Source organism: Paenibacillus provencensis (assembly GCF_042678545.1).
In the GTDB taxonomy this organism is placed as follows: Bacteria; Bacillota; Bacilli; order Paenibacillales; family Paenibacillaceae; genus Paenibacillus; species Paenibacillus provencensis.
Window position 1 is genome coordinate 422,549 of record NZ_JBHTKX010000001.1, and the last position, 25,390, is coordinate 447,938.

The 25,390-nt window shown below is 45.1% G+C and carries 28 protein-coding genes; 24 read left to right on the top strand and 4 right to left on the bottom strand.

Features of this window, described 5'->3' with window-relative positions; translation table 11 throughout:
• The first annotated feature begins 68 nt into the window (after positions 1-68).
• The 7 genes from ACFQ3J_RS02060 (at position 69) to ACFQ3J_RS02090 (ending at position 6,989) form a co-directional block, all read left to right on the top strand.
• Positions 69-530 (top strand): Fur family transcriptional regulator, encoded by a 462-nt coding sequence (locus ACFQ3J_RS02060; RefSeq protein ID WP_091158232.1) that lies wholly within the window; start codon positions 69-71, stop codon positions 528-530.
• 2 nt (positions 531-532) lie between these two features.
• A complete protein-coding gene (gene yidD, locus ACFQ3J_RS02065) occupies positions 533-784 on the top strand; it encodes a membrane protein insertion efficiency factor YidD (RefSeq protein WP_091158231.1) in 252 nt (83 codons plus the stop codon).
• A gap of 451 nt (positions 785-1,235) precedes the next feature.
• Complete coding sequence (gene metG, locus ACFQ3J_RS02070) at positions 1,236-3,233, top strand: methionine--tRNA ligase (protein ID WP_251580977.1); 1,998 nt, start codon at positions 1,236-1,238, stop codon at positions 3,231-3,233.
• A 208-nt stretch (positions 3,234-3,441) separates the two neighbouring features.
• Positions 3,442-4,596: a metal ABC transporter solute-binding protein, Zn/Mn family gene (locus ACFQ3J_RS02075; RefSeq protein WP_251580979.1), complete on the top strand. Its 1,155-nt coding sequence runs from the start codon at positions 3,442-3,444 to the stop codon at positions 4,594-4,596.
• A gap of 53 nt (positions 4,597-4,649) precedes the next feature.
• Positions 4,650-5,399, top strand: a complete 750-nt coding sequence (locus tag ACFQ3J_RS02080; RefSeq protein ID WP_091158226.1) for a metal ABC transporter ATP-binding protein — start codon at positions 4,650-4,652, stop codon at positions 5,397-5,399.
• A 20-nt stretch (positions 5,400-5,419) separates the two neighbouring features.
• Positions 5,420-6,223, top strand: a complete 804-nt coding sequence (locus ACFQ3J_RS02085; protein ID WP_251580981.1) for a metal ABC transporter permease — start codon at positions 5,420-5,422, stop codon at positions 6,221-6,223.
• 52 nt (positions 6,224-6,275) lie between these two features.
• Positions 6,276-6,989, top strand: coding sequence for a cytochrome c biogenesis CcdA family protein (locus ACFQ3J_RS02090; protein WP_251580983.1), 714 nt, complete (start codon positions 6,276-6,278; stop codon positions 6,987-6,989).
• A gap of 99 nt (positions 6,990-7,088) precedes the next feature.
• Here the strand turns inward: ACFQ3J_RS02090 and splB are convergent, their stop codons facing one another.
• A complete protein-coding gene (gene splB, locus ACFQ3J_RS02095; protein WP_251580985.1) occupies positions 7,089-8,159 on the bottom strand; it encodes a spore photoproduct lyase in 1,071 nt (356 codons plus the stop codon).
• A gap of 205 nt (positions 8,160-8,364) precedes the next feature.
• On the opposite strand from splB, the gene mntR reads away from it, so the two are divergent.
• Together mntR and ACFQ3J_RS02105 are read left to right on the top strand one after the other, a co-directional pair.
• Positions 8,365-8,790, top strand: coding sequence for a transcriptional regulator MntR (gene mntR / locus ACFQ3J_RS02100; RefSeq protein ID WP_091158220.1), 426 nt, complete (start codon positions 8,365-8,367; stop codon positions 8,788-8,790).
• A gap of 136 nt (positions 8,791-8,926) precedes the next feature.
• Positions 8,927-10,513, top strand: a complete 1,587-nt coding sequence (locus tag ACFQ3J_RS02105) for a family 10 glycosylhydrolase (protein ID WP_251580987.1) — start codon at positions 8,927-8,929, stop codon at positions 10,511-10,513.
• 79 nt (positions 10,514-10,592) lie between these two features.
• Here ACFQ3J_RS02105 and ACFQ3J_RS02110 read toward each other — a convergent pair whose 3' ends face one another.
• Positions 10,593-10,922 (bottom strand): TcpD family membrane protein, encoded by a 330-nt coding sequence (locus tag ACFQ3J_RS02110; RefSeq protein ID WP_251580989.1) that lies wholly within the window; start codon positions 10,920-10,922, stop codon positions 10,593-10,595.
• A 9-nt stretch (positions 10,923-10,931) separates the two neighbouring features.
• A complete protein-coding gene (locus ACFQ3J_RS02115; RefSeq protein WP_091158216.1) occupies positions 10,932-11,936 on the bottom strand; it encodes a DUF1385 domain-containing protein in 1,005 nt (334 codons plus the stop codon).
• 282 nt (positions 11,937-12,218) lie between these two features.
• Here ACFQ3J_RS02115 and ACFQ3J_RS02120 point away from each other — a divergent pair, with 282 nt between their 5' ends.
• From ACFQ3J_RS02120 to ACFQ3J_RS02140, 5 genes are all read left to right on the top strand, one after another.
• Positions 12,219-12,704 (top strand): YqhR family membrane protein, encoded by a 486-nt coding sequence (locus ACFQ3J_RS02120; protein ID WP_251580991.1) that lies wholly within the window; start codon positions 12,219-12,221, stop codon positions 12,702-12,704.
• Positions 12,705-12,839: 135 nt separating this feature from the next.
• Complete coding sequence (aroQ, locus tag ACFQ3J_RS02125; RefSeq protein WP_251580993.1) at positions 12,840-13,286, top strand: type II 3-dehydroquinate dehydratase; 447 nt, start codon at positions 12,840-12,842, stop codon at positions 13,284-13,286.
• Between the two features lie 39 nt (positions 13,287-13,325).
• A complete protein-coding gene (locus ACFQ3J_RS02130; RefSeq protein ID WP_251580995.1) occupies positions 13,326-14,396 on the top strand; it encodes a M24 family metallopeptidase in 1,071 nt (356 codons plus the stop codon).
• Between the two features lie 23 nt (positions 14,397-14,419).
• Positions 14,420-14,977: an elongation factor P gene (efp, locus tag ACFQ3J_RS02135; protein WP_047911040.1), complete on the top strand. Its 558-nt coding sequence runs from the start codon at positions 14,420-14,422 to the stop codon at positions 14,975-14,977.
• Between the two features lie 249 nt (positions 14,978-15,226).
• Positions 15,227-16,480: an aspartate kinase gene (locus ACFQ3J_RS02140; protein ID WP_091158210.1), complete on the top strand. Its 1,254-nt coding sequence runs from the start codon at positions 15,227-15,229 to the stop codon at positions 16,478-16,480.
• 87 nt (positions 16,481-16,567) lie between these two features.
• Here ACFQ3J_RS02140 and ACFQ3J_RS02145 read toward each other — a convergent pair whose 3' ends face one another.
• Positions 16,568-17,305 carry a 2-phosphosulfolactate phosphatase gene (locus tag ACFQ3J_RS02145; RefSeq protein ID WP_251580997.1) on the bottom strand — a complete coding sequence of 246 codons (738 nt, stop codon included), beginning with the start codon at positions 17,303-17,305 and terminating at the stop codon, positions 16,568-16,570.
• 317 nt (positions 17,306-17,622) lie between these two features.
• On the opposite strand from ACFQ3J_RS02145, the gene spoIIIAA reads away from it, so the two are divergent.
• From spoIIIAA to accC, 10 genes are all read left to right on the top strand, one after another.
• Complete coding sequence (gene spoIIIAA, locus ACFQ3J_RS02150) at positions 17,623-18,609, top strand: stage III sporulation protein AA (RefSeq protein WP_251580999.1); 987 nt, start codon at positions 17,623-17,625, stop codon at positions 18,607-18,609.
• Positions 18,602-19,120: a stage III sporulation protein SpoIIIAB gene (spoIIIAB, locus tag ACFQ3J_RS02155; RefSeq protein ID WP_091158205.1), complete on the top strand. Its 519-nt coding sequence runs from the start codon at positions 18,602-18,604 to the stop codon at positions 19,118-19,120. The genes spoIIIAA and spoIIIAB overlap by 8 nt, the downstream gene beginning before the upstream one ends.
• A 17-nt stretch (positions 19,121-19,137) precedes the next feature.
• Complete coding sequence (spoIIIAC, locus tag ACFQ3J_RS02160) at positions 19,138-19,341, top strand: stage III sporulation protein AC (protein ID WP_091158202.1); 204 nt, start codon at positions 19,138-19,140, stop codon at positions 19,339-19,341.
• A gap of 34 nt (positions 19,342-19,375) precedes the next feature.
• The gene (gene spoIIIAD, locus ACFQ3J_RS02165; RefSeq protein WP_091158201.1) at positions 19,376-19,765 is read left to right on the top strand and encodes a stage III sporulation protein AD; all 390 of its coding nucleotides are present in this window, start codon (positions 19,376-19,378) and stop codon (positions 19,763-19,765) included.
• 26 nt (positions 19,766-19,791) lie between these two features.
• Positions 19,792-20,982, top strand: coding sequence for a stage III sporulation protein AE (gene spoIIIAE / locus ACFQ3J_RS02170; protein ID WP_091159211.1), 1,191 nt, complete (start codon positions 19,792-19,794; stop codon positions 20,980-20,982).
• A 1-nt stretch (position 20,983) separates the two neighbouring features.
• Positions 20,984-21,742, top strand: coding sequence for a stage III sporulation protein AF (gene spoIIIAF / locus ACFQ3J_RS02175; RefSeq protein ID WP_251581001.1), 759 nt, complete (start codon positions 20,984-20,986; stop codon positions 21,740-21,742).
• Positions 21,743-21,778: 36 nt separating this feature from the next.
• Entirely contained in the window at positions 21,779-22,420 is a 642-nt protein-coding gene (gene spoIIIAG, locus ACFQ3J_RS02180; protein WP_091158197.1) for a stage III sporulation protein AG, read from the top strand.
• Between the two features lie 55 nt (positions 22,421-22,475).
• Positions 22,476-23,216 (top strand): SpoIIIAH-like family protein, encoded by a 741-nt coding sequence (locus tag ACFQ3J_RS02185; protein WP_091158195.1) that lies wholly within the window; start codon positions 22,476-22,478, stop codon positions 23,214-23,216.
• A 140-nt stretch (positions 23,217-23,356) separates the two neighbouring features.
• Entirely contained in the window at positions 23,357-23,839 is a 483-nt protein-coding gene (gene accB / locus ACFQ3J_RS02190) for an acetyl-CoA carboxylase biotin carboxyl carrier protein (protein ID WP_091158193.1), read from the top strand.
• Between the two features lie 71 nt (positions 23,840-23,910).
• Positions 23,911-25,254 carry an acetyl-CoA carboxylase biotin carboxylase subunit gene (accC, locus tag ACFQ3J_RS02195; protein ID WP_091158192.1) on the top strand — a complete coding sequence of 448 codons (1,344 nt, stop codon included), beginning with the start codon at positions 23,911-23,913 and terminating at the stop codon, positions 25,252-25,254.
• Positions 25,255-25,390 lie beyond the last annotated feature (136 nt).

Consider the following 25,390-nt stretch of genomic DNA (forward strand, 5'->3'; position numbering starts at 1 on the left):
GACGTGACTCTTGATTTCAGGCATTATAAGGGTATGACACAAATAGGTATGACAGGAGGGTAAGAGTCATGCTGTCCACGGATCAAATTATTGAAGCTATGTCCGGTCAAGGACTTCGAATTACAGATCAGCGCAAGACGCTGGCAAGACTTTTTGCCGAATCAGAAGGTTATTTGTCACCAAAAGATGTTTACGAATATATGGGCAAATCATACAGCGGATTAAGCTTTGATACGGTCTATCGCAATTTGAGAGTGATGCAGGAACTCGGCGTATTGGAGCAGGTCATCTTTGAAGACGGGGTTAAATTTAAAGCTTCGTGCAGCAGTGGTCATCATCATCATCATTTGATATGTCTGAATTGTCAGAAGACACTGCCGATCGAGTTCTGTCCAATGAAGCTTACAGACACACCAGACCAGTTTCAGGTTGTTGAACATAAGTTTGAAGTGTTTGGATATTGCAGAGACTGTCAGACAGAAGGTAAAGCCGATAAAAATATGAAAAAGTCTGCTTCTAAAGGTCATTAATAATGAAGCCTGCTAGATTGATCGCGAAGGCACCGGTCAAATTCTATCGAAAATTCATCTCACCGCTGAAGCCGCCCAGCTGTCGTTTTTATCCGACCTGTTCTGCTTATGCACTCGAAGCGATTGAGGTGCACGGTGCTGTGAAGGGGTCTTTGCTCGCGGCGAGACGGATAGCAAAGTGTCATCCTCTGCACCCAGGGGGAGTGGATCTGGTACCTCCCAAGAAGGGCAGCGAAGGTAATACTTCCTCTTAGGCTATTGCGCCTTGACATTAATAATGCTGTTTTGTATGATTTTTGTGAATAAGCTCAATATTATAGATGTAACTTATACGCATATTTTTCCTATGAAGGGATAAGTACGATCATATATGCTTTAGTACAGAGAGCCGGGGGAGCTGCAAACCGGTCTGAAGCAAGATTCGGAAAATGGTCCTGGAGGAACTGCTTTCGAGCCATATCAATCCTATTAAGATTGACAGGTAAGGGAGCGGCGCATGCCAGCGTTAGCGGGCACAGTTAAGCAATGGATCTTGACTGGTGTGAGCCTGATTTCTTACCTGAATGGGAAGGGATCAGGGAATTTGGGTGGTACCACGTGAGTTTAACAGACTCTCGTCCCATATGGGATGAGGGTCTTTTTGTATTGTTTTGCATGGTGCTGTAATCCCTTAGTTACATATTAAACATTAGGAGGTATACAAAAGTGACAGACAAGAAAACGTTCTACATTACAACACCGATCTACTATCCCAGCGATAAGCTGCATATCGGTCATGCTTACACTACCGTAGCGGGGGATGCGATCTCAAGATACAAACGCCTAAGAGGCTACGAGGTTCGTTACTTGACAGGTACAGACGAGCATGGACAAAAAATCGAGCAAAAAGCCAAGGCAGCAGGTAAAACGCCGCAGGAGTTTGTTGATCATATTGTCGCAGGAATTCAGGATTTGTGGAAAAAGCTCGAAATCTCAAACGATGATTTTATTCGTACGACGGAGCCGCGACATACATCCATCGTTCAGGACGTGTTTGAGCGTCTGGTTCAGCAGGGAGACATCTATAAAGGTGAATACGAAGGCTGGTACAGTATCCCTGATGAAACCTATTACACGGAGACACAGCTGGTGGATACCGAAAAAGATGCGAATGGCAAGATTATTGGGGGAAAAAGCCCTGACAGTGGTCATCCGGTAGAGCTCGTCAAAGAGGAAAGCTACTTCTTCAAAATGAGCAAATATGCAGATCGGCTGCTTCAATACTATGAAGAGAACCCGGATTTCATTCAGCCAAAATCTCGCAAGAATGAGATGATTAACAATTTCATCAAGCCAGGTCTTGAGGATCTGGCCGTATCCCGCACAAGCTATGAATGGGGAGTCAAAGTATCCAGTGATCCTAAGCATGTGGTGTATGTATGGATTGATGCGCTTCTGAACTACATTACAGCTCTGGGATATGGGAGTGATGATGCTTCCTTGTACGATAAGTTCTGGCCGGCAGATGTTCATTTGATGAGTAAAGAAATCGTACGCTTCCATACGATATATTGGCCGATTATGCTGATGGCGCTGGATCTTCCCCTGCCGAAAAAAGTATTCGCCCACGGATGGCTGCTCATGAAAGACGGCAAAATGTCCAAGTCCAAAGGGAATGTCGTTGATCCAGTGACGCTGATTGATCGCTACGGACTGGATTCCCTACGTTACTATTTGCTGCGTGAGGTACCGTTCGGATCTGATGGAACATTTACTCCCGAGAGCTTCGTAGAGCGGGTCAACTCGGATCTCGCAAATGATCTTGGCAATCTGCTTAATCGGACAGTGGCGATGGTGCACAAATATTTTGAAGGCAAGACGCCTGCATACCAATCCAGAGTGACTGAATTTGACGGCACCATTGAAGAGCTTGCGCTGAGTACTGTAGAAAAAGTGGAAGAGGCAATGGAGAATCTGGAATTCTCTGTGGCACTGACGTTAATTGGTCAATTCATCAGCCGCTGCAACAAGTACATTGATGAAACTCAGCCATGGGTGCTTGCTAAGGATGAGGCGAAACGTGAGGAGCTCGCTTCCGTTATGGCCCATCTGGTGGAGAGCTTGCGTGTAGCATCCATATTGCTGCAGCCGTTCTTAACTCAGGCTCCGCGCAAAATCTGGGAGCAGCTCAACATTCAGGAAGGAGAACTTACCAGCTGGGACAGCACCAAGCAAGCAGGACTTGTTCCAGAAGGGAATGAGCTTCGCAAGGGCGAGCCGATCTTCCCGAGACTGGATGTAGAGAAGGAGGTTGCTTATATTGCGGGTGCCATGTCCGGAGGGACCAAAGCTGAGCCGGCCAAAGAAGCAGATGCCAGCGTGGAAGCACCGGAAGATCTGCCGGAGATCGGAATTGAGGACTTTGCCAAAGTAGAGCTGCGTGTTGCTCAGGTTACCGCGTGCGAGCCGGTGAAAAAGGCGGATAAGCTCCTTAAGCTGCAGCTTGATCTTGGTTACGAGCAGCGTCAGGTCGTATCCGGTATTGCGAAGTTCTATTCACCAGAAGAAATGGTGGGCAAGAAAGTCATCTGTGTTACGAACTTGAAGCCGGTGAAGCTGCGCGGCGAATTGTCGCAAGGGATGATTCTTGCTGCCTCCCATGGAGATCAATTGACGCTGGCTACGGTGCCTGAAAATATGCCGAATGGAGCAATTGTGAAGTAAGAGGCCTATATTTTCGTAAGTTATGAAATCGATTCATCCTGCACATAATCATAAAAAGAGGATTTAAAGCTTATAAATGTGAAGAGCGTTCCTTTTGTGGACGCTCTTTTTTTGTTCTAAATAGTTATTGACAAACTTAGGAGGTATGCCTATACTACTATCTGTTAGTAATCATAATGATTACGATTAATTCGATGCGGAGGTTATTATGAAATATAGTTTGTCTGGGAAAAAAGTACGGAATTTAGCCGGGGGAATATTGCTTAGCGCTGTGATGATATTTACAGCGGCATGCGGCGATGAAGCGAACAACGGATCACAAGGGCAAGTTGAAGAGGGCAAGTTTAATGTCGTTACGAGCTTTTATCCTATATATGAATTCGCTAAGACTATAGGCGGGGAAGATGCCAACGTTATTAATTTGCAGCCAGCGGGGGTTGAACCTCATAGCTGGACTCCACGTAGTCAGGATATTGTAACTACTTCCAATGCAGGATTGTTTCTCTACAATGGTGCCGGACTTGAAGCATGGGTACCGAACTTCTTGAAGGGATTGGACAGCGATTCTAATGTTAAATCCGTAGAAGTAACCGAAGGGATCGAGCTTATTGATTCGGAAGGTCATACACATGATCATGGTGCAGAGGAAGCAACAGATGAACATGCTCATGAAAGTGAAGAGGAAGCTGCAGATGAACATGCTCATGAAGGTGAAGAGGAAGCTGCAGATGAACATGCTCATGAAGGTGAAGAGCACGCTCAAGAAGATGAACATGCACATGAAGAGGAGCACACTCATGAAGAAGAAGCTCCAGCATCGGACGACGGACATAACCATGGTTCCACCGATCCGCATACTTGGGTAAGCCCTAAATCAGCAATGATTATGGCAGAAAATATCAAGGACAGCATGGTTGAAGCAGATCCTGAGCACAAAGCAGGCTATGAAGAACGCTATGAGGCACTGAGACAGCAGTTAGAGGATTTGGATGCCAAATTTACAGAGGAACTTTCAAAAGTACCTAACAAAGAGATCGTAGTATCTCACCAAGCGTTTGGCTATCTTGCCCGTGATTACGGCTTGACCCAGCACCCGATTATGGGATTATCTCCTGATGCAGAACCAACAGGACAAGATATTATGAATTTAGCTAATCTGGTTGAAGAAGAAGGGATCAAATATATCTTCTTTGAAGAGATGGTATCTGATAAGCTGGCCAAGACGCTTGCTTCTGAAGCGGGTGTTGATACGATGGTGCTTAATCCGGTAGAAGGCATAACAGAGGAGCAGCTGCAGAACGGTGAAAATTACGTCACTTTGATGGAGAAAAACTTACAAAATTTAGTCACAGCTTTAAAATAGACTAAGAAAATGATAGGATTATATTAATATGAATTAAAAGGATGGAACATTTGATGCAACCAGCTACAGCACTATGCCATGATCCTGTCCTTGAGCTTAACAATTTATGCTTCTCATACGGTGAACAGCAGGTGATCAAGGATCTGAATATGACCGTGAAAGAACGGGATTTCGTAGGCGTGATTGGATCAAACGGAGCAGGGAAAACGACGCTGATGCGGATGCTCGTTGGACTGTTGCCCCAAGGGTCTGGTGATATTCGAATGTTTGGCACACCAATCGCAAAATTCAAGGATTGGGAACGCATTGGATACGTACCGCAAAAGAACGCCTTTAACCCATTGTTTCCGGCTACGGTTAGAGAAGTCGTACAGTCGGGGCTGTACAACAACAAAAATATATTCCGAAGAATGAGTCAAAAGCATAAGCAGCAATGCGATGATGCGCTTGAAGTCATGCGGATTCAGGATTTGGCTGATAAGAGGATCGGTCAATTGTCTGGTGGTCAACAGCAGCGTACTTTTTTGGCCCGGGCGCTGATTAACCGTCCAGATTTGCTTATCCTTGATGAGCCTACAGTAGGCATTGACGCTGAGACACAGGCCAGCTTCTTCGAGCTCGTTACCCACATGCATCAGCATCATCATATGACTTTCTTAATGGTATCTCATGATATTGATATGATTGAAGGATACCTTGGAAAAGAACCCGAGCAGCAGAACGGCAAGATCAAGTTCTATGCTCGTCATTCACATGATCTGGAGAACTGTGCTCAGACAGATTTACAGCATTCATTGTTATAAGGGTTAAGGAGTCGTGGAAATTGGAAATTCTAATGAGTGAATTTTTTCAGCGGGCGCTGGCTGGCGGGATACTTATTGGTATCACAGCCCCGCTGATTGGTTTGTTTCTTGTGCTTCGCAGATTATCGATGATCGGGGACACCTTGTCGCATGTAACGATTGCGGGGGTGGCCCTTGGTTTTTTACTGGGTGTATACCCGATTGCAGTAGGCCTTATCTTTGCGGTCTTGGCTTCATTTGCTATAGAGAAGCTGCGTAAAGCCTACAAGAGTTACGCTGAATTATCAATTGCTATAATTATGTCCGGGGGAGTAGCGCTGGCTTCCTTATTCTTTACTCTTGGTAAAGGCTATAATGGGGATGTAATGAGTTATTTATTTGGAAGTATTTATACGCTGGATACAACCGATCTGACGGTTGTCGGAATCGTAACCGTTATTGTTATTGCGGTAGTATCTATTTTTCATAAGGAGTTCTTCCTGCTTAGCTTTGAGGAGGATGCGGCAGCTGTTACCGGTCTTCCTACCAAGATTTTGAACATGCTGCTAACCGTGATGACGGCACTGGTGATCAGTACAGCAATTAAGATCGTTGGTGCGCTGCTTGTATCGGCACTATTGACCATTCCGGTTGCTGTCAGTCTCTTGATTGCGAGAAGCTTCAGATCTTCTATTATACTATCTGTCATAATTTCAGAAATTGCCGTCATTGCAGGACTTGTCATTGCAGGTGTCTGGAACCTTGCCCCTGGAGCAACGATTGTTCTCATGCTTATCGCTATGCTTATTGTCATTATGCTCGGTAAAAAAGGAATTCGGGCTTAAGATATTATCTTGTCCGAATTCTTACATTCGTTCTTAGGGGGGCGTTGTAGTCATGCCTGATGTGAACGTATTATTAGCCTTTTTAGCAGGGGTCGCTTCCTTCTTATCGCCCTGTAGTCTGCCGCTGTATCCATCATATCTGTCCTACATAACGGGTTTATCGGTGCAACAGCTGAAGCATGAGCAGAACAAGCGTGAGGTCCGTATGCGTACATTAAGCCATACACTGGCATTTATCCTGGGCTTTTCCGTCGTATTCTACACACTCGGACTGGGCGCCGGCATCTTTGGCGAATTTTTTCACGAGTATAAGGACTTGATTCGGATGCTGTCCGCGATTCTTATTATGGTGATGGGGTTATTTCTAATTGGGCTGTTTCAGCCGCAGCTATTAATGAAGGAAAGAAAGCTTGATGTCAAATGGAAGCCAGCCGGTTATTTCGGTTCCTTTATTTTCGGCATTGGCTTTTCCGCAGGGTGGTCCCCTTGCATTGGTCCTATTCTTACTGCCATTATTGCTATGGCAGCGACTGAGCCGGGCACCTGGGTTACCCTTATTACAGGATATACAATAGGGTTTGCGCTCCCTTTTTTCTTGCTGGCGTTTTTTGTTGGAACAACAAGGTTTATCAGCAAATATTCAGGTGTACTGATGAAAGTCGGCGGCAGTGTCATGGTGCTGATGGGCATATTGCTCTTTACAGACCGAATGACCCAAATTACGATTTGGCTGCAACGGATTACGCCAGAGTGGATGATTTTCTAAATGGTACTTTAGGTATGTATAGAAGCCCATCAGTCGATGACTGATGGTTTTTTTGCATTTGCGGATTGATCATGCATTCAACGGCTTTTTACCACGAACTTAGGTGAAATAATCGATCTTTGCTTGAGGGAAAGCTTCGAAGATGCGTTCGGTAATAAATTCACGGAGAGCCTGCTGCTGATCTTTGGGGTATACATATTTATATTGTCCCCACTTCCCCCATTTGGTCTCGCGTTTGGCTATATCCATTTCCAGCTTGGATTTGGGATAGCGCTGCTCAATTACATTTTTGGCTGTCTTGGTAAAGCGATGCTGAATCATCTCAAATGTTAAATCCTTTGTCGCATCCTGTGGAAGGTTTTCTTTAAGCCGTTCCAGCAGCTCGCTATAGCCCTTTTCCCAGCCGTCATACCAAATAATAGGGGCGATAATAAATCCGAGCGGATAACCGGCATGAGCTATTTTTCCTGCTGCTTCAATACGTTCTTCGAATCGGGAAGTGGCAGGCTCAAAATTCTTAATCACATACTCGGCATTCACGCTGAATCGAATACGCGTATGGCCGTTATGCTTAATGTTAAGTAGTGGATCTACATGATGATATTTGGTAACGAACCGAAGTCGTCCAAACTCTTCATCAGCCATAAAGCGAATGAGATCGCCAAGGCTCCCTGTAATATGTTCAAGCCCGACAGGGTCGGAAGTACAAGCAGCTTCAAACCGGGTAATTTCCGGCTTGCGTACTTCAATATAATCCTTCGCCGCATGCAGTATATCCTCTGTGTTCACATATACACGAATATAGGGCTTGCTCCCAAGCGTGGTTTGCAGGTAGCAGTAGTGACAGTGTCCCATGCATCCTGTAGATATCGGAATCGCATATTCGGCAGAGGGCTTAGATTGATCGAATTTAAGCGTTTTGCGGAGGCCAACCACGAGGGTTCTTTTGGCAATACGATATTTCTCCTGATCCGTCTCCCCTGGCAGATTCGTAATTCGGTTATGCGAAGTGGTCATTCGATATTCAATATTATGAGTTTTGACCCATTCCATAATGCGTTTGCCTTTATCATATTCAAGTGCCTGTGGTTCAAAATAAACTAAATCAGGAACAAAGGGAGCTGTAGGCTTAAGCTTGCGTTTAGGCTTTTCCGGAACGAGTAACGTCATGGGTTGTTGGCTCCTCTCCCTATATTCAATTCTTTGTTATTGTGCCATCGGTGTGTTCATATTAAGCGTGGTAAGTTAAGTCATGTAAGGAGCGCTTGTCAGGCTTTAAGACTTGCAAATCGCAAGTGATAACATGTATCATTACAAGAGCAAAGTTGTGCGATCGAATCAGACGCTAGTTCATAAATGAAAAGAGGTAAGGCAAATGCCAACGCCCAGTATGGAAGATTATTTGGAGCGAATTTATAAGTTAATTGACGAGAAGGGCTATGCGCGTGTATCCGATATAGCTGAGGGGCTGGAAGTCCATCCTTCCTCTGTAACCAAGATGATCCAGAAGCTGGATAAAGACGAATATTTAATCTATGAAAAATACCGCGGACTCGTGCTGACGCCAAAAGGCAAAAAGATGGGCAAGCGCCTAATGGACCGTCATGAGCTGCTTGAGGAATTTTTAACGATGATTGGCGTCAAGAAAGAGAATATCTATACAGATGTTGAAGGGATAGAGCATCATTTGAGCTGGGATTCCATTACATGCATCGAAACACTTGTCGAGTATTTTCGCAGAGACAACGCCCGCTTAGAGGATTTACAGAATGTGCACAAAGAATTGACAAACGAATCATAGAGGAACACCGTCCTGATTAAATTCCGGGACCGGTGTTTTTCTTTTTATCCGCAACTAACCGAATATAACCCGCGTCTATATTCATAGGAAATGGTTTATTTTTCTAAATACCAATGCTATGGAGGACAAGGGTTGTATGAGGAAATTGAAACAATGCATCGCATTATTGCTAGTCTGTTTGCTGGCATTTCAAGGGGGAACTGTAACATTCGCAGCCAGTACGTCAGCAATTACAATCTATTTGGATGGAGAGAAGCTGGAGACGGACGTTGCCCCTTATATTGTGCCTAAAGTCAATGTCACGATGGTGCCGCTTCGTGTAATTAGTGAAGGCATTGGCGCTTCGGTAGGGTGGAATCAGGCGTCCAAAACAGTTCGGATTCAGGGGTTTGGCAATGACTTGTCGCTGACACAGGGGAAGAGCACGGCGATTGTAAATGGAAGAACGGTGCAGTTGACCGCGAATGTGACCAACACTCAAAACCGTGTGATGGTGCCGATTCGTTTTGTCAGCGAGCATCTGGGCCTTATTGTGAAATGGAATCAATCGGCCAAGACCATTCACCTCACTTCTACAAATTTGTGGCCGACTGATCCGGAAATTCCGATTGTACCTGGAGAACCGGAGGATCATGATATGAGAGGCGCGTGGATATCCACCATTAACGGTGACTGGCCGAAATCAGGCTCAGCGAACAATGTCGAGAAGCAAAAGAGAGACTTTATCCAGGAGCTCGATAAGCTGGAATCTATGGGCATCAATGCCGTATTTGTTCAATTGAGAGGCGCTGCCGATGCAATATATCCTTCCACACTTGTTCCCTGGAACAAGGTATTGACAGGCACACAAGGTGTAGATCCAGGATATGATCCTGTCAGCTTTATGATTGAGGAGGTACATAAACGGGGGATGGAATTCCATGCTTGGTTTAATCCTTTCCGAGCTAATACGACAGCCGACAGCAGCAAGAACGCAGCCAATCATATAGTGAACCAGCATCCGGAATGGATCGTTACAGCTAAGAATCAGATGTACATTAATCCGGGTATTCCTGAAGCAAGACAGCATATTATTGATGCCATTATGGAAGTTGTGAATCGCTATGACATTGATGGGGTTCATTTGGACGATTATTTCTATCCATCAAATGTTACCTTTAATGATGCTGCTGCCTTCAAAGCGTACAATATCAACAACTATAAAGATATTAATGACTGGCGTGTAGATAACATTAATAGGTTCGTTCAATCACTTGGGGAACAAATCGAAGCCTCCAAACCTGGAGTCGAGTACGGGATTAGTCCCTTCGGCGTGTGGAGAAATATCGCAGACGACCCGACAGGCTCGAATACGAAAGCTGGCGTGACAGCTTATGATGACATGCATGCCGATGTTCGTACCTGGATACAGGAGGAATGGATTGATTATGTTGCTCCGCAAATCTATTGGAGCTTGTCGCTTCCAGCTGCGAGATACGATATTCTGGTTGACTGGTGGGTTGATGAGGTGACAGGGACGGACGTAGATCTGTATATTGGTCACTCACCATATAAGCTGGGAACTTCAGAAGCAGGCTGGCATACAGCGAATGAAATTATTAATCAGCTCAAATACAATGAGCAATATCCAGAAGTAGATGGCGATATTTACTTTAGTGCACAATATCTGACCAAGAATCCGCTCGGATTGGTTGAGGCCCTGCAAAACTATTACGGCAAATGAACTGATATTTTGGATTCCTAAAAATTTGAGCCCCAACCTAAAAAGTCCTTTGACCTGCTTAAGGTCAAAGGACTTTATGCTAATGATATTTTGGTAGCTCATCGTCATTTTTGCTTTTCTTTTGTCCTTCAATGACATGAAATGGGTAGCTCTTGCGCTTATTCGCTGACGGTCCGGATCTATGTCCTGACTTGTTCCGTTCAAGCTTTGCCATCGTTGCCTTGGAAGGCTTAACCTTGGGATGTCTGCCAGTCAATGCCCGTGGTGGTCTCTTATAAAACCAGAAGATGAGTCCGCCCAGAATCAGGGGAAAGATCAAGGCAGCCCATTCACCCCGCCGAATATGCTCATATAAACCGAAGACCGCCAATATGATGATGGTCCAAAAAACCAAAGCATGCTTAATCATGTCAGATCCTCATCCTTTCACAGGATCAAGATTACCGCTAGTTACACTGAACGTTGCGGGTGATTTTTCAAATTCCGCATCAAGCTCGCGCATACGGTTAAAGGAAGCAATCGATACTTCAACCTGCTCATTCGTTGGTTCCTTCGTTGTCAGGAGCTGAAGCCACAGACCCGGATAACCAAGGAAGCGAAGAACCGGTATATCTCTTACTGCGTTTGTAAACTTTAATACTTCAAATGAAACACCGAGTACGATCGGCAAGAGCATGAGCCGCTGTCCTACACGTTCCCATACATTATCGTAAGGGAATGGAATCGAGAATACAGAATAGACAAGCACACCGACAATGACACTGAGTACCAAGAAACTGCTTCCGCATCTGTAGTGGAGACGGCTGAATTTCTGCACACTTTCCGGTGTGAGCTCAGCGCCAGCTTCATATGCACTTATTACTTTATGCTCCGCACCATGATATTGAAACAATCGCTTAATGGTTGGTGTCATGGATAAGAAGTAGAGGTAAGCAAAGACAAGCAGGATCTTAATAATTCCTTCAATAAAAGTATGACCGAACCGGCTGATCGACAGGCTGCCAAATAGAAAATCTTCTATAAATACCGGAACCGCCGTCAATACCACTTTGCCAAATACAAAGGATAAGATACCCACGGCAGCAACGCCGATAATCATCGACAAACTCCAGCCAGAATCTTCATCCTCTTGAGACTTCGCACGATCTTCTGGTGTCAGCTCGTCGTCTGCGTATGCATCTGCCGAATAATTTAAATGCCTGGTTCCCTTGGCGCTGGAATCAATCAGACTCACAATTCCGCGCAGAAAAGGGACTTTCCGCAATTTGGTGACCCAGGACTTGTCTTGCTTAGGCACTTCAAGAAAAGTGATTTCTTGGTTTTTGCGACGTACTGCAGTGACATTCACATGCTTCCCGCCGAACATGACCCCTTCAATTACGGCTTGACCGCCATAAGCCATTGGTTTTGATTCTTGAGGCAAAGAGCTCACCTTCCTATTCTTAACTTCGATTGTTTACATTGTATCGAATTCCGCCTGCAATTTCTAGTTCTGACTAGTCTTCAGTAATTTGAACATACTACAAATTATAGCAAGGTTCTTCACGAGAGCGTATTTCTTGACAGTTGCTGAAGCTCGAGTCATACATAGCTGTTGGTTATCAGATGCAATAGTGTGGTTGTGTTTATGTACGAGCTGCAGCACAAAAAGTTGCGGGTCTCTTAGATCGAAGATATATAATTACATAAGCTGCGGGAGGATTTTATGAATCACATAGAACAGCGAAGACAAATTACGAATCCATTTGCTTTTGCCTTGGAGATCGGCTTTTTTGCAGGCTTGATATGGGGAGGCATTCAGTGGATATTTTACTATTTTAATTTTACTGTCGTACCGATCGGTTTTTTGGCGGAGCCTTTCTTTAAGCATGCTTATATATATAAAGTTCAGGGACATATTATCGGGTGGTTATTTTTCATCGTCTTTTCACTGCTTGCCTCCATTATTTATACGTACCTGTTCCGAAAGCGGAAGGGGCCTATTCCGGGACTGATCTATGGACTTGCCTGGTGGATCATTCTCTTTGTATGGATTGGCCCTTGGACAGGGATGATGAAGCCTTTAAACCAGCTGACCTGGGATTCCATTTTTAGCGAAGTCTGCTTGTTTCTGCTGTGGGGATTGTTCATAGGTTACAGCGTCGCGATGGAGTTTACGGATGAACGTAAAAGAGAGCCAGAAATGGTCTAATGATAAACGAGTAGGTAATATGCTATTCACCGAACGCTCATCACTGCTGACGTGGAGCAAAAAAGCTTCTCAATCCAATATCCGGTATGGTAAAATAGCAGATGGTTATTTGCAGGAAAGGTGGTGCGCGGGGGTATGAAGCGGATTCTGGTCATGAACGGCCCGAACCTGAATATGCTTGGTGTGCGTGAGCCTGGTATTTATGGTAAGCAGAGTCTTCAATCCATTGAAGAGATGCTTCGTGCTCAGGCAGAGAAGCTTTCCGTATCCATTACTTTTTATCAATCGAATCATGAAGGGGAACTTATCGACCGAATTCATGCTTCCTTGGGGGAAGTTGACGGAATATTGCTGAATGCAGGTGCCTTTACTCACTACAGCTACGCTATTCGCGACGCTTTGGGCGCAGTTAAAATTCCTGCCATTGAACTTCATCTGTCTAATATTCATGCGCGTGAGTCTTTCCGACATACATCGGTCATTGCACCGGTAACGATCGGACAAATTTCCGGTTTCGGGGCTTACAGCTATGAACATGCTCTAAACGCGATGTACCGCTATTTGGAGACCCAAGACTGTTAGATCGATCGAAGGAACGTGGCGAAGAAAGAAGGTATAATCATGGGGAACAACCGAGTGTTGAAATTGCGTAAGGCGATGCAAGAGTCTCAGCTGGAAGCGTTCTTGGTCACCAGTCCTATTAATAGACGATACATGACCGGGTTTACGGGTTCAGCAGGATATGTATTAATTACGCTTGAGCAAGCCTATTTGCTTACGGATTTCCGTTACATGACACAAGCTCCTCAGCAGGCGGCAGGCTACACGGTAGTGGAACATGCAGCGAAGCCGATGATTACAGTTAAAGAGCTGCTGGATAAAGAAGGGATTAAGTCTCTCGGTTTTGAACAGGATTTGGTCACTTTCTCTACGTATGGGTTGTATTCAGAGCAGCTGAAGCCAGTTTCTCTTGTGCCTGTCAGCGGCCTGGTTGAGAAGCTGCGGATATACAAGGATGAGAACGAGATTGCCATCATGCAGCGTGCTGCGGATTTGGCTGACTTGACTTTTTCACATATCCTGAATGTGATCAAGCCGGGAATGACAGAGCGTGAAGTGGATCTGGAAATGGAATTCTTCATGCGCAAAAATGGTGCAGCATCATCTTCGTTCGATACGATTGTAGCTTCTGGCGAACGTTCGGCAATGCCACATGGGGTTGCCAGCGGCAAAGTGATTGAAACGTCAGACTTTGTTACTTTTGATTTTGGAGCACTTCTTGACGGATATTGTTCAGACTTAACGCGGACCATTGCAATCGGCAATCCTGCAGACAAGCTGCTAGAGATCTACGATATTGTATTGGAAGCCCAATTACATACTTTGGAACATATAAAGCCGGGTATGACAGGAAGAGAAGCGGATGCTCTCGCAAGAGATATTATTACGAAATATGGCTATGGAGACCAGTTCGGTCACAGTACCGGACATGGACTAGGCATGGAGGTTCATGAATCTCCTAGGCTGTCCAAGCTGAGCGATGATATTCTTGAGCCTGGTATGGTCGTTACCGTGGAGCCGGGTATTTATCTGCCTGGTATCGGCGGTGTACGCATTGAGGATGATGTCGTGATTACAGAATCAGGGATTCGCCTGCTCACGCATTCCAAAAAGGAACTTTTGAAGCTGTAACTATTATTAGGAGGGGTTTTTTAGTGATTTCAGTAAACGATTTTAAAACAGGCTTGACAGTAGAGGTTGACGGAGATATCTTTACGGTCCTTGATTTCCAGCACGTTAAACCAGGTAAAGGTGCGGCATTTGTTCGCTCTAAGCTTAAAAACCTGCGTAACGGCAACACAGTAGAGAGAACTTTCCGCGCTGGTGAAACGATTGGACGCGCTCAAATCGATAACCGCGGTGTATCTTACCTCTATGCAAGCGGTGATGAGCATACCTTCATGGATAACGAAACATATGACCAATTTACACTGACTAGCGATCAGCTCGAATGGGAACTCAACTTCCTCAAAGAGAACATGAACGTAAACATCATCAGCTATCAAGGTGAGATCCTGGGTATTAACCTGCCTAACTCTGTTGAGCTGAAAGTTGTTGAAACAGAGCCTGGAATCAAAGGTAATACAGCAACTGGTGCTACCAAAAATGCAAAAGTGGAAACAGGTCTGAACGTACAGGTTCCTCTCTTCATTAACGAAGGCGATGTTCTGATCATCGATACTCGCGAAGGTAAATATAACTCCCGCGCGTAAATGATGGACACTTGTAAGTTAATCAATTAGTATAATGCGGCACTATCCTCTGCTTAAGATTCATTCGGCAGGGGATATTGTTTTATTATGATGAATTCAATATTTTTACAGCAGCATCTTTACTGATTTACCGTAAAAAAGGGTTACAACATAGCGCTATTCGTATTATACTGTTTAGAAGCAAGGTAAGCTTTAGGCTTGCTTATGGTTTACAATCTTACGTTACATACTGTAGGGAGTGAGTTCGGTTTGTCTTTGTTCGTAATGAAATTCGGAGGCAGTTCTGTTGGAGATACAGAACGGATGCAGAGGGTAGCCAAACGTGTTGCCGAGAAACAGGATGAGGGGCATAAATGTGTAGTTGTCGTTTCAGCAATGGGAGATACAACAGACGATTTAATTGATCAAGCGAAATTGTTAAATAACAAGCTTCCGGCACGGGAACTGGATATGCTGATGACGACAGGTGAGCAAATTTCAATTGCGATGCTGTCCATGGCTATACAGCAGCTCGGCCGAGAAGCGGTTTCATATACAGGCTGGCAGGCAGGATTTGTGACGGAGCCGGTACATGGCAAAGCGAGAATTACGGATATTAATCCGGAGAAGGTTCTGCGTTCACTTGATGAAGGCAAGATCGTTATTGTGGCAGGTTTCCAGGGTATTACGGCAGATGGTGAAATTACGACACTAGGCCGAGGCGGCTCGGATACGACGGCTGTAGCTCTAGCTGCTGCAATTAAGGCGGATGCCTGTGAGATTTATACCGATGTAGATGGTGTATATTCGACAGATCCTCGGATCGTCAAAGTAGCTCGCAAGCTCAAAGAAATTTCATACGATGAAATGCTTGAACTGGCTCACCTCGGTACAGCGGTTCTGCATCCGCGGGCAGTAGAGTATGCGAAGCATTCTAAGGTGCCTTTGGTTGTACGTTCAAGCTTTAACTATAATGAAGGAACGGTTGTGAAGGAGGAAGCTGCATTGGAACAGGGAGTAGTGGTAAGCGGAATTGCTTATGATAAAAACGTAGCACGAATCAGTATTCTAGGAGTAGAGGATATTCCGGGTGTGCTAGCCGGCATGTTCGGTGCATTGGCTCAAGCCCAAATTGACGTTGATATTATCGTACAGAGCGGTATCAGTAACGGCAAAGCCGACTTCTCCTGCACTGTAGCCCTGGATGATCGCGAGCGTGCAATTGAGGTCATCAATGGAATGAAGCTGGTGCTTCCTTACCGTGAAGTTACTTTTGAAGAGAACTTGGTTAAAGTATCCATCGTTGGAGCAGGTATGGTCAGCCATCCAGGAGTTGCAGCTCAAATGTTTGATGTTATTTCTAAACAGGGCGTCAACATCAAAATGGTGAGTACATCTGAGATTAAAGTATCCTGTGTCATTGAAGGCAATAAGCTGAACGAAGTCATTCAAGCGCTGCATACGGCTTATAATCTGGACACGGATGTCAAGGCATTTGTGGGTGGTCCGCAGGATCGCAGATAACGAAGTGTGCGAAGCACAACGTTTTACTTGTTACATGTTAATTAATAGCTGTCAAGAACTTATCGGACAGCCTGGAAGATCTGCACATTAATTGTGCAGATCTTTTTTTGTTGTCCAAGGTCTGATCACTTGGTCGCTCTCAAGTACAGGCACGATGGAGCAGATATTGGTCTCCAAACAGTAATCCACATCCAAGGCATGGCCTTGCTTGATAAGACGTTTTGCTTCGTTGCCTTCATACAGTACCTTCTTCAGCTGATCTTTGTTGTGAAGGTATGCTTGATGGACCGTTATACCGAGATCGTTAGAACGCACCTGCTGCTGGGTCATATGTTTCAGATCATCAATAAGCATCCCGGCGCATAATCCATCCTCAAGGGCAAATCGATCCTGGCTTCCTGCACATAATAGTACTACATCGCGATCTAGATGAACCAAAGCTTCAGCACACGCCTTTGCATTGAGAAAGGATGCAGAGAAGACGTTTAGAGCTTTAGCGGCTTTTATTAACGCTCTTGTTCCATTTGTCGTCGTCAGAATCACATTTTTTCCTTGTATCAATTCTTTCGTATATTCCAAAGGTGAGTTGCCCGCATCAAAACCCGTTATTTTTTTGCAGAATCGTTCCCCTCCAAGAAACATATCTTCATATTGAAGCTGCTTGGCCTGTGGCACCGTTTCAACCGGAATCACACAGGCTGCCCCGTGGGCGAGCGCCGTAACGATGGTGCTGGAAGTTCGAAATACATCAATAACGACGGCGCTTCGGTGTACCAGATCTTCAGATCTTATCTCACTGACACTTGCAACGACATCAATGCGCAAAAAAATCACCTCCCTTACGCGCTTCTTCCACCTCAGTCAATGAAATGGGAGTCTGTTAACTTACCATATGCACAATGAACAGGGCAGGTGCCTATGGAGTCTCAGCTCTTGCTCGTTATTTATATCAGTGGCTCTAAGAATGTCTCCTGGATTAATAGAGGTGATATAGACAGTGCTATTTTTCCTCTTAACTAATGTATAAAAAATTGATAGATTCCCGTCATAAAAAACAGATACAGGCATACATATGGGTTAAGACCAACAAAAACGAACCGGAGTAGCTCTCAGAAAAGTGTACGAGTTAAGGGGGTGCTTATATGAAATGGTTGGACCTGTTCCCGACTCCATTAAAAACAATATTGGAATATATTCCTCAGCAGCTGCTAGAAACGCTTGAAGAAATAAGAATTCGGGAAGGCAGACCGATGGAGATCAATACAAATGGCGAACATTATTTCGTTACGAAACAAGGTAAGCCGTCTAAAAATCCGAGTGAAGCGTACAAGCCTTCAAGAGATGACACCTATCGTTTTCTAGATCTGATCAGCAACCATTCCCTTTATACATTGGAAGAAGAATTGAGAAAAGGCTTTATTACGGTTCCAGGAGGACACCGGATTGGACTAGCTGGCAGAACCGTTTTAAAGGGAGGGAAGGTTGAGCATCTGAGAGATATTAGCGGGTACAACATTCGAATTGCGAAGGAAATCAGAGGAGCAGCTGACAGGCTGATGCCGCACATTCTGGACCGACAATCCTTACGAATCAAGCATACTCTTATCCTATCTCCTCCGCAGCAGGGAAAGACAACGCTCCTTCGCGATATGTCAAGGCAGATCAGTGCGGGAAGCAATGAACGAAAGAGCTTTAAGGTAGGCATTGTGGACGAGCGCTCAGAAATAGCAGGCAGCTATAAAGGGGTCCCGACTTTTGATGTTGGTCCAAGAACTGATGTGATGGATGCCTGTCCGAAGGCTGAGGGGATGATGATGCTGATTCGCTCCATGTCACCGGAAGTGCTCATCGTGGATGAGATCGGACGGGAGGAAGACGCAGGGGCGATCAAGGAAGCACTGGGTGCAGGGATATCCGTCATCGCTTCAGCCCATGGAAGAGATATTTCCGAGCTTAAACGCAGACCTGCGTTGCAGGAGCTGATGAGCGAAGATTATTTCCAATTAATCGTCATTCTAGATCGAACAGGAAAAAGGTTTCAGTACAAAATTTCCGATACGAAGCAGAAGAGTATGCATCATCAAGGCATGCATCAGCAAGGGATTACCACAGGAGGCACTTATGCTTAAGCTGGTAGGTTCCGTCCTCATTTTGTTGTCAGGGACACTTGCAGGATTTTATCAGGCGAATCAATTTGCATCACGACCGAAGCAGATCAGGGAGCTGACATTGATGCTGCAGCGACTCTTAACAGAGATCAATTACAGCTACAGACCGCTTGCAGAAGCCTTGAACAAAATTGGCAATCAGGCAAGTGAACCGCTGGGACGTTTGTTTATCTCTGCTGCCGAATATATGAATTCTTCACAAGGTCTGTCAGCCCAAGAAAGCTTCCAGCAAGCGATGAATCGCTACTGGAGCCGAACGGCGATGAAGCAGCCGGAAAAAGAAGCGATTCGTCAGCTCAGCTACAGCCTTGGAACGAGCGACCGGGAAGAGCAGAACAAACATATCACCCTTGCAATCCAGCAGCTGAATCATGAGGAATCATCGGCCCGAAACGATCAAATAAAGTATGAAAAGATGAGCCGCAGTCTTGGACTTCTGGTCGGGGCGCTGATCGTCATCCTGATCCTATAGCGAGGTGCCATACTCAAATGAATTTAGAAGTAAACGCAATATTTCAGATCGCAGGCATCGGTATTATCATAGCGATGATCCATACGGTGCTCAAGCAAATGGGCAAAGAAGATATGGCACACTGGGTTACCGTGATCGGATTTGTCGTTGTGCTCTTCATGGTTGTTCGCATGCTCGACAATTTGCTTCAGGAGATCAAGTCTATATTCTTGTTCTATTAAAGCAGGCTTAAGGTGAACAAAAGGTGATCAAAACATGGAAATTATACAAATCGTAGGACTTGGACTAGTCGCGACCATCCTGATCTTGATTGTTAAAGAGCAAAAGCCAATGTTTGCTTTTCTGATTGCAACCACAGCCGGGATTCTTATCTTTCTGTTCGTTATTGGCAAGATTGGCAGCGTCATCGGAGTGCTGGAACGAATGGCTGAATCCTCGGGAATGGATGAAGTGCATCTGAAGACCATTCTCAAAATTATAGGCATTGCTTATATTGCAGAGTTTGGAGCACAGATTGTAAGAGATGCAGGCCAGGAAAGCATTGCTTCAAAAATCGAGCTTGCCGGCAAGGTGTTGATTCTGGTACTCGCTGTGCCGATTATCAGCATTATTATCGAAACGGTAATGAAGCTGCTGCCGGTTTGAAATAGAGGCGGAGGATAAAGGATGTGATAAACAAGACCCATCACCGTCAGGATAAACGAATCATTATCGTATTTGTCATCTGTTTTTTCTTTGCCTTGGGTACGAATGTATTCGCAAGCTCACCTGTTACGGACTGGGCTGGAGAACAACTGGAACAGCTGCCCACTGAGCAGGTCGAGAAATATTGGCAGTCCCTAATTAATGACTATGGCGGTTTTTTTCCTGAGGGACAGCTGCCCTCCTTCATGGACATGCTTCTTCCCGGCGGAGAAGGACTAAGCCTTAAAAATATATTTACCGCTATCGGAAGATTTCTGCTCCATGAAATTTTGTTTAACGGAAAGCTGCTGGTCACCATTATTATGCTGAACATTATGAGCATGATTCTAGAAACTCTCCAGACGGCTTTTGAGAAGAGCACGATCAGCAAGGTGGCTTATGCAATCTGTTATATGGTCATTGTTGTGATCTCGATCAACAGCTTTAACGTTGCTATAGGGTATGCAAAAGGTGCGATCGATCAGATGATAGACTTCATGCTTGCCATGATTCCTCTGTTGTTTGCGCTTCTGGCTTCCATGGGAAATATCATTACCGTATCTGTTACTCATCCACTGATTGTGTTCATGATACACACCATCAGTATGGTGATCTATAAAATTGTGTTTCCTCTGCTGTTTTTCTCAGCGGTTTTACATCTGGTCAGCTCATTAACTGACAAATTCAAGCTTACGCAGCTGGCGAATCTGCTCCGCATGATCGGAGTAGGATTACTCGGTGTGGTCCTGACGATCTTTCTAGGTGTCATCTCAGTGCAGGGGGCTACCAGCTCAGTAGCCGATGGCGTGACGATTAGAGCTGCCAAATATGTGTCCGGCAATTTTGTTCCTGTCGTGGGGAAGGTGCTGGCCGATGCAACGGATACTGTAATTTCTGCCTCGCTTCTCGTTAAGAACTCGATTGGACTGGCGGGAGTCATTATCATCTTGTTCATATGTGCTTTTCCAGCGTTGAAGATTCTGACACTGGCACTTATTTATAACGTAGCGGCAGCGATCATGCAGCCTCTTGGCGATACTCCGATCGTTGGATGCCTCCAGGCCATAGGTAAAAGCTTAATCTACGTATTCGCTGCTCTGGCGGCGGTGAGTCTCATGTTCTTTCTGGCCATTACGATTATGCTGACAGCAGGAAATATGACGGTGATGTTGAGGTGAGATGATGGAATGGCTCAGCGGATGGCTCAGGGAAATAATATTGGTGGTACTTCTTGCCACATTTGTGGATATGCTTCTACCGAACAAATCCATGGAACGATATGTCAAATTAGTGCTGAGTCTGCTTATTCTGCTTACACTGATTTCACCGATCATCAATTTATTTAACCGGGAATCAAATGAGAGATTAAGTGCCGCCTTAACGGATTGGGGCGGAGGCTCTACAGAGGAGCAGGACATGACACTTGCCGAGATTATGGACAAAGGTAGAGAGTTGACACAGCAGCATGAAATGAGTGCCATGAACTGGGCAGCCGCCGAAGTTGCGGATCAGATGAAGGCACAGATTGAGCAGGAATCGCAGATGCCCGTAAAGTCTGTTACTGTGCAGCTCGGAGCTCTTGAGAAATCCGGAAGGAAGTCAGAGGAGACAGGGATTACAAGCGTGGAAGTCGTCATTGCTGAGACCTATTCGGAGCAGGAGGCAGAGCAAGGACAGCAGGGCAATACAGGGGAGCAAAATCCTCTAGAAGAGACGAATGAGCTTGGACCCATCTATATTCAGCCTGTCGAGACGAGTGATATTCAAGTGAATGCATCGGAGACAATGAGTACGCCTGACCAAGAAACAACTACGGATGACGAGGTTATTTCGGCCATGACAACGACAGAAATCAACCTCATTGAAGAGCTGCTTGAACAGGAATGGGAAGTGAATCCTGAGCGGGTTCGGGTCCTTATTCCTTCTACAGATAATTGATTTTTGAACTTAGGATAATATAAGCGAGGTGAGAGAATGGGAAAGCTAAGAGATCAAGTAAATAAATGGCTTGGATCAGGCGAGGATGGAACGGCAAAGCGCGGACAGACTTTTCGCTGGTTAATCATTGTGGGTCTGATTGGCGTTGCCATCGTGATCCTCAGTTCATTTGTTAATGTCAAAGAGATTGAACCAGAGAACGTTGGACGAGAACCGCCGCAGGAGACCAGTGTACAGTCAGCTTTTGAGTCTGCCGTTAATGAAGCCACCCCTTTTGATACGATCGAAAGATCGTTTGAGGATAAAATGAAAGGAATCCTTGAGCAAATCGTTGGTGTGGGAACCGTGGATATTATGGTGACCATTGATTCTACCGAAGAGATTATCGTTCAACGTAACATGCAGGACTCTCAGCAAAATACGGAGGAGACCGACGCAAATGGCGGTGAGAGGAATATCACACAATATACCCGCAACGGTGAAATTGTTACTTACAACGAATCCGGTGATGAGGTGCCGATCATTACGAAGAAGATCAAGCCTCAGGTGCGAGGAGTGCTCGTTGTTGCCAAGGGTGCAGAGAACAAAGTTGTTAAGGATCTTATCGTGGAAGCAGTGGAGAAAGGTCTGAACGTTCCGTCGTACAGAATTTCAGTAGTGCCTAGAAAACAGCAATAAAGTATACATCTAATGCTTGACCTTAATCTTGATCCAATGTGGGAGGAATTCAAAAATGAAAAACAAAAGACAAACGATATGGCTCGTATCGATGCTTAGTCTGATGGTTGTTCTATCCGCTTATTACTTATTCACTGATGATTCAGGATCATCCAATCAGACAGCAGAGTCCGGACAGATGGGGAATGCCGAAGAAGCTTCTGCTCAAAATCCGCTGGAAGGATTTGTATTGAACGAAGTTGTAACGGAAGAACAAGCAACAGGTGAGCAGACGGACGAAATGGGAGCACCGGTAGATCCTGCGGAAGAATCAGCTGCAAGTGGTGAACAAACGGATGCGTCCGTACCGAGCACTGAAGGCACAGATGCTGACACGACAACGGAGGAAGCGAAGACTGACGAGGATGTGCTAAACCAGCTGGAATCTCAAGATGAAGCGAATTCAGCAATCACTGTTTTCGAAAATTATCAATGGGAACGTTCTTCAGAGAATAGCAAGCTTGAGAATGAACTGACGGCTGCGGCATCCGACGCGACAAAGACACCGGAAGAAAATGCAAAAGCTTTGGAGCAACTGCGTATATTAGAGGAAAAAAATGAGAAAATACTAGGTATTGAGGAACAGCTCTCCCAGCAGTATGCAAACGCGATTGTTCAAGAGGAAGAAGATGAGTACAAGGTAGTTGTCATCAGTGAGAAGCTTGCGGCGATCGACGCTGTAAATATTGTTGATCTGGTCATCAGCGAGCTTGATGTAACACAGGACAAAGTCAGCGTTCAATATGTCAAAGAATAAATAAGCTGCAAGCAAGTTGGGAAGCGCCCAGAATCCCTTAATTCTTGGGCTCTTTCCATTTTTAGCGTTTGTGATATAATACATAAAGTTATGACTGTCCGAGTGAATAAGGCAGTATGCCGAAGGAGTGAAAATAACAAATGTTTAAATTGAATGAAATCAAAGAATTAATTAAAGTCATTGACGAGTCTTCCGTACAGGAACTTGAAATTGAGAATGAAGGGTCCAGACTGACCATTCGCAAACCAGGCAAGACTGAAATTGTCCAAGCTGCGGCTTCTGTCAATGCTTATCCTGTAACGAACCAGATTCAGCCTGTGCCACAAGCTATCGAAACACCGGCTTCTTCGTCTGTACAGGAACAAGCGACTGCAAACAGCAATTTACATAAAATTGTGTCACCGATGGTCGGTACGTTCTACTCTGCACCTTCGCCTGAAGCTGGCGTTTTTGTCAATGTTGGCAGCAAGGTAACAGAGAAGACTACCGTTTGTATTGTGGAAGCGATGAAGCTGATGAATGAAATTGAAGCTGACGTGAAAGGCGAGATTGTTGAAATTCTTGTACAGAATGGACAGCTCGTTGAGTATGGTCAGCCTTTGTTCTTGGTCAAACCGGAGTAAGCTCCTGTTGGTGAAATGACTATAAAAAGCAGCTTGAACAGGTCAATGCTCCAAAGGAGGATGTGGTATTAATGAAATTTCAAAAAATATTGGTAGCAAACCGCGGAGAAATCGCCGTTCGGATTATTAGAGCTTGCAGGGAAATGGGTATTGCAACGGTGGCTGTATATTCAGAACCGGATCGTGACGCACTCCATGTTAGACTTGCTGATGAGGCTTATTGTATCGGTCCGACCTTATCAAAGGACAGCTACCTTAACATAACCAATATTATGAGCGTAGCCACATTAACTGAATGTGATGCAATTCACCCTGGCTACGGTTTTTTGGCTGAGAATGCAGATTTTGCAGAGATTTGTGAATCCTGCAATATTTCCTTTATCGGCCCTTCCGCTAATGCCATCACGAAGATGGGGGATAAAGCGGTAGCCAAACAAACGATGAAGGATGCAGGTGTTCCTGTCATTCCGGGCTCCGATGGTCTAGTGGAGAGTGTCGAAGAAGCGGTTATGATTGCTAGAGATATCGGTTATCCTGTAATTATTAAGGCTACTGCTGGCGGCGGAGGTAAAGGGATCCGAATTGCTGAAGACGAGGAAGATCTGGTGAAGCAGATCGTGGCAGCTCAGCAGGAAGCTCAGAAGGCTTTTGGCAATGCTGGTGTTTATCTGGAGAAATTTTTGACTGGAATGAAGCATGTTGAGATCCAGATCATTGCTGACAAGCACGGGCATGCGGTTCACTTAGGTGAGAGAGATTGCTCAATCCAGCGCCGAAGACAGAAGCTCATTGAAGAAGCTCCTTGTCCAGTACTGGACACAGAGACACGCACGAAGATGGGCGACGCCGCAGTTCGTGCAGCACTCGCTGTCGATTACTCTGGAGCGGGTACACTGGAATTCCTGCTAAGTCCGAACGGGGAATTCTACTTTATGGAGATGAATACACGTATTCAGGTTGAGCATCCGGTAACCGAGATGGTCACAGGAATTGACCTGATTAAGGAAATGATCTCGGTCATTGAAGGAAGTCCGCTGTCCTTTGCACAGGAGGATGTCATCATTGACGGATGGTCGATCGAATGCAGAATCAATGCAGAGGATCCAAGCAGGAACTTCATGCCTGCCCCTGGTAAGATTGATTTCTACCTTGCTCCGGGAGGTCCTGGTGTTCGGGTAGACAGCGCAGCTTATCAAGGCTACACCATTCCGCCTTTCTATGATTCCATGATTGCCAAGCTGATCGTGTGGGCGCCGACTCGTGAGGAAGCGATCGCTAAGATGAAGCGCGCCTTGTCCGAATTTGCTGTAGAGGGGATCCCTACAACGATTCCTTTTCATCTAAAACTGCTGGATCATCCAGCCTTCTCCAAAGGTGATTTCGATATCAAATTTTTGGAGGAAAATGAGATTTAATTGGCAAGAATCAATTTCATAATACCTTCAGTTGCTTCAATCAAGACTATTTAGTTACAAATTAGATGTTTAATGAGTTATGAAATGGATTCATATTGAGCTTGTTTGTCATAATGTCCCTCGAATGCTATAGTAT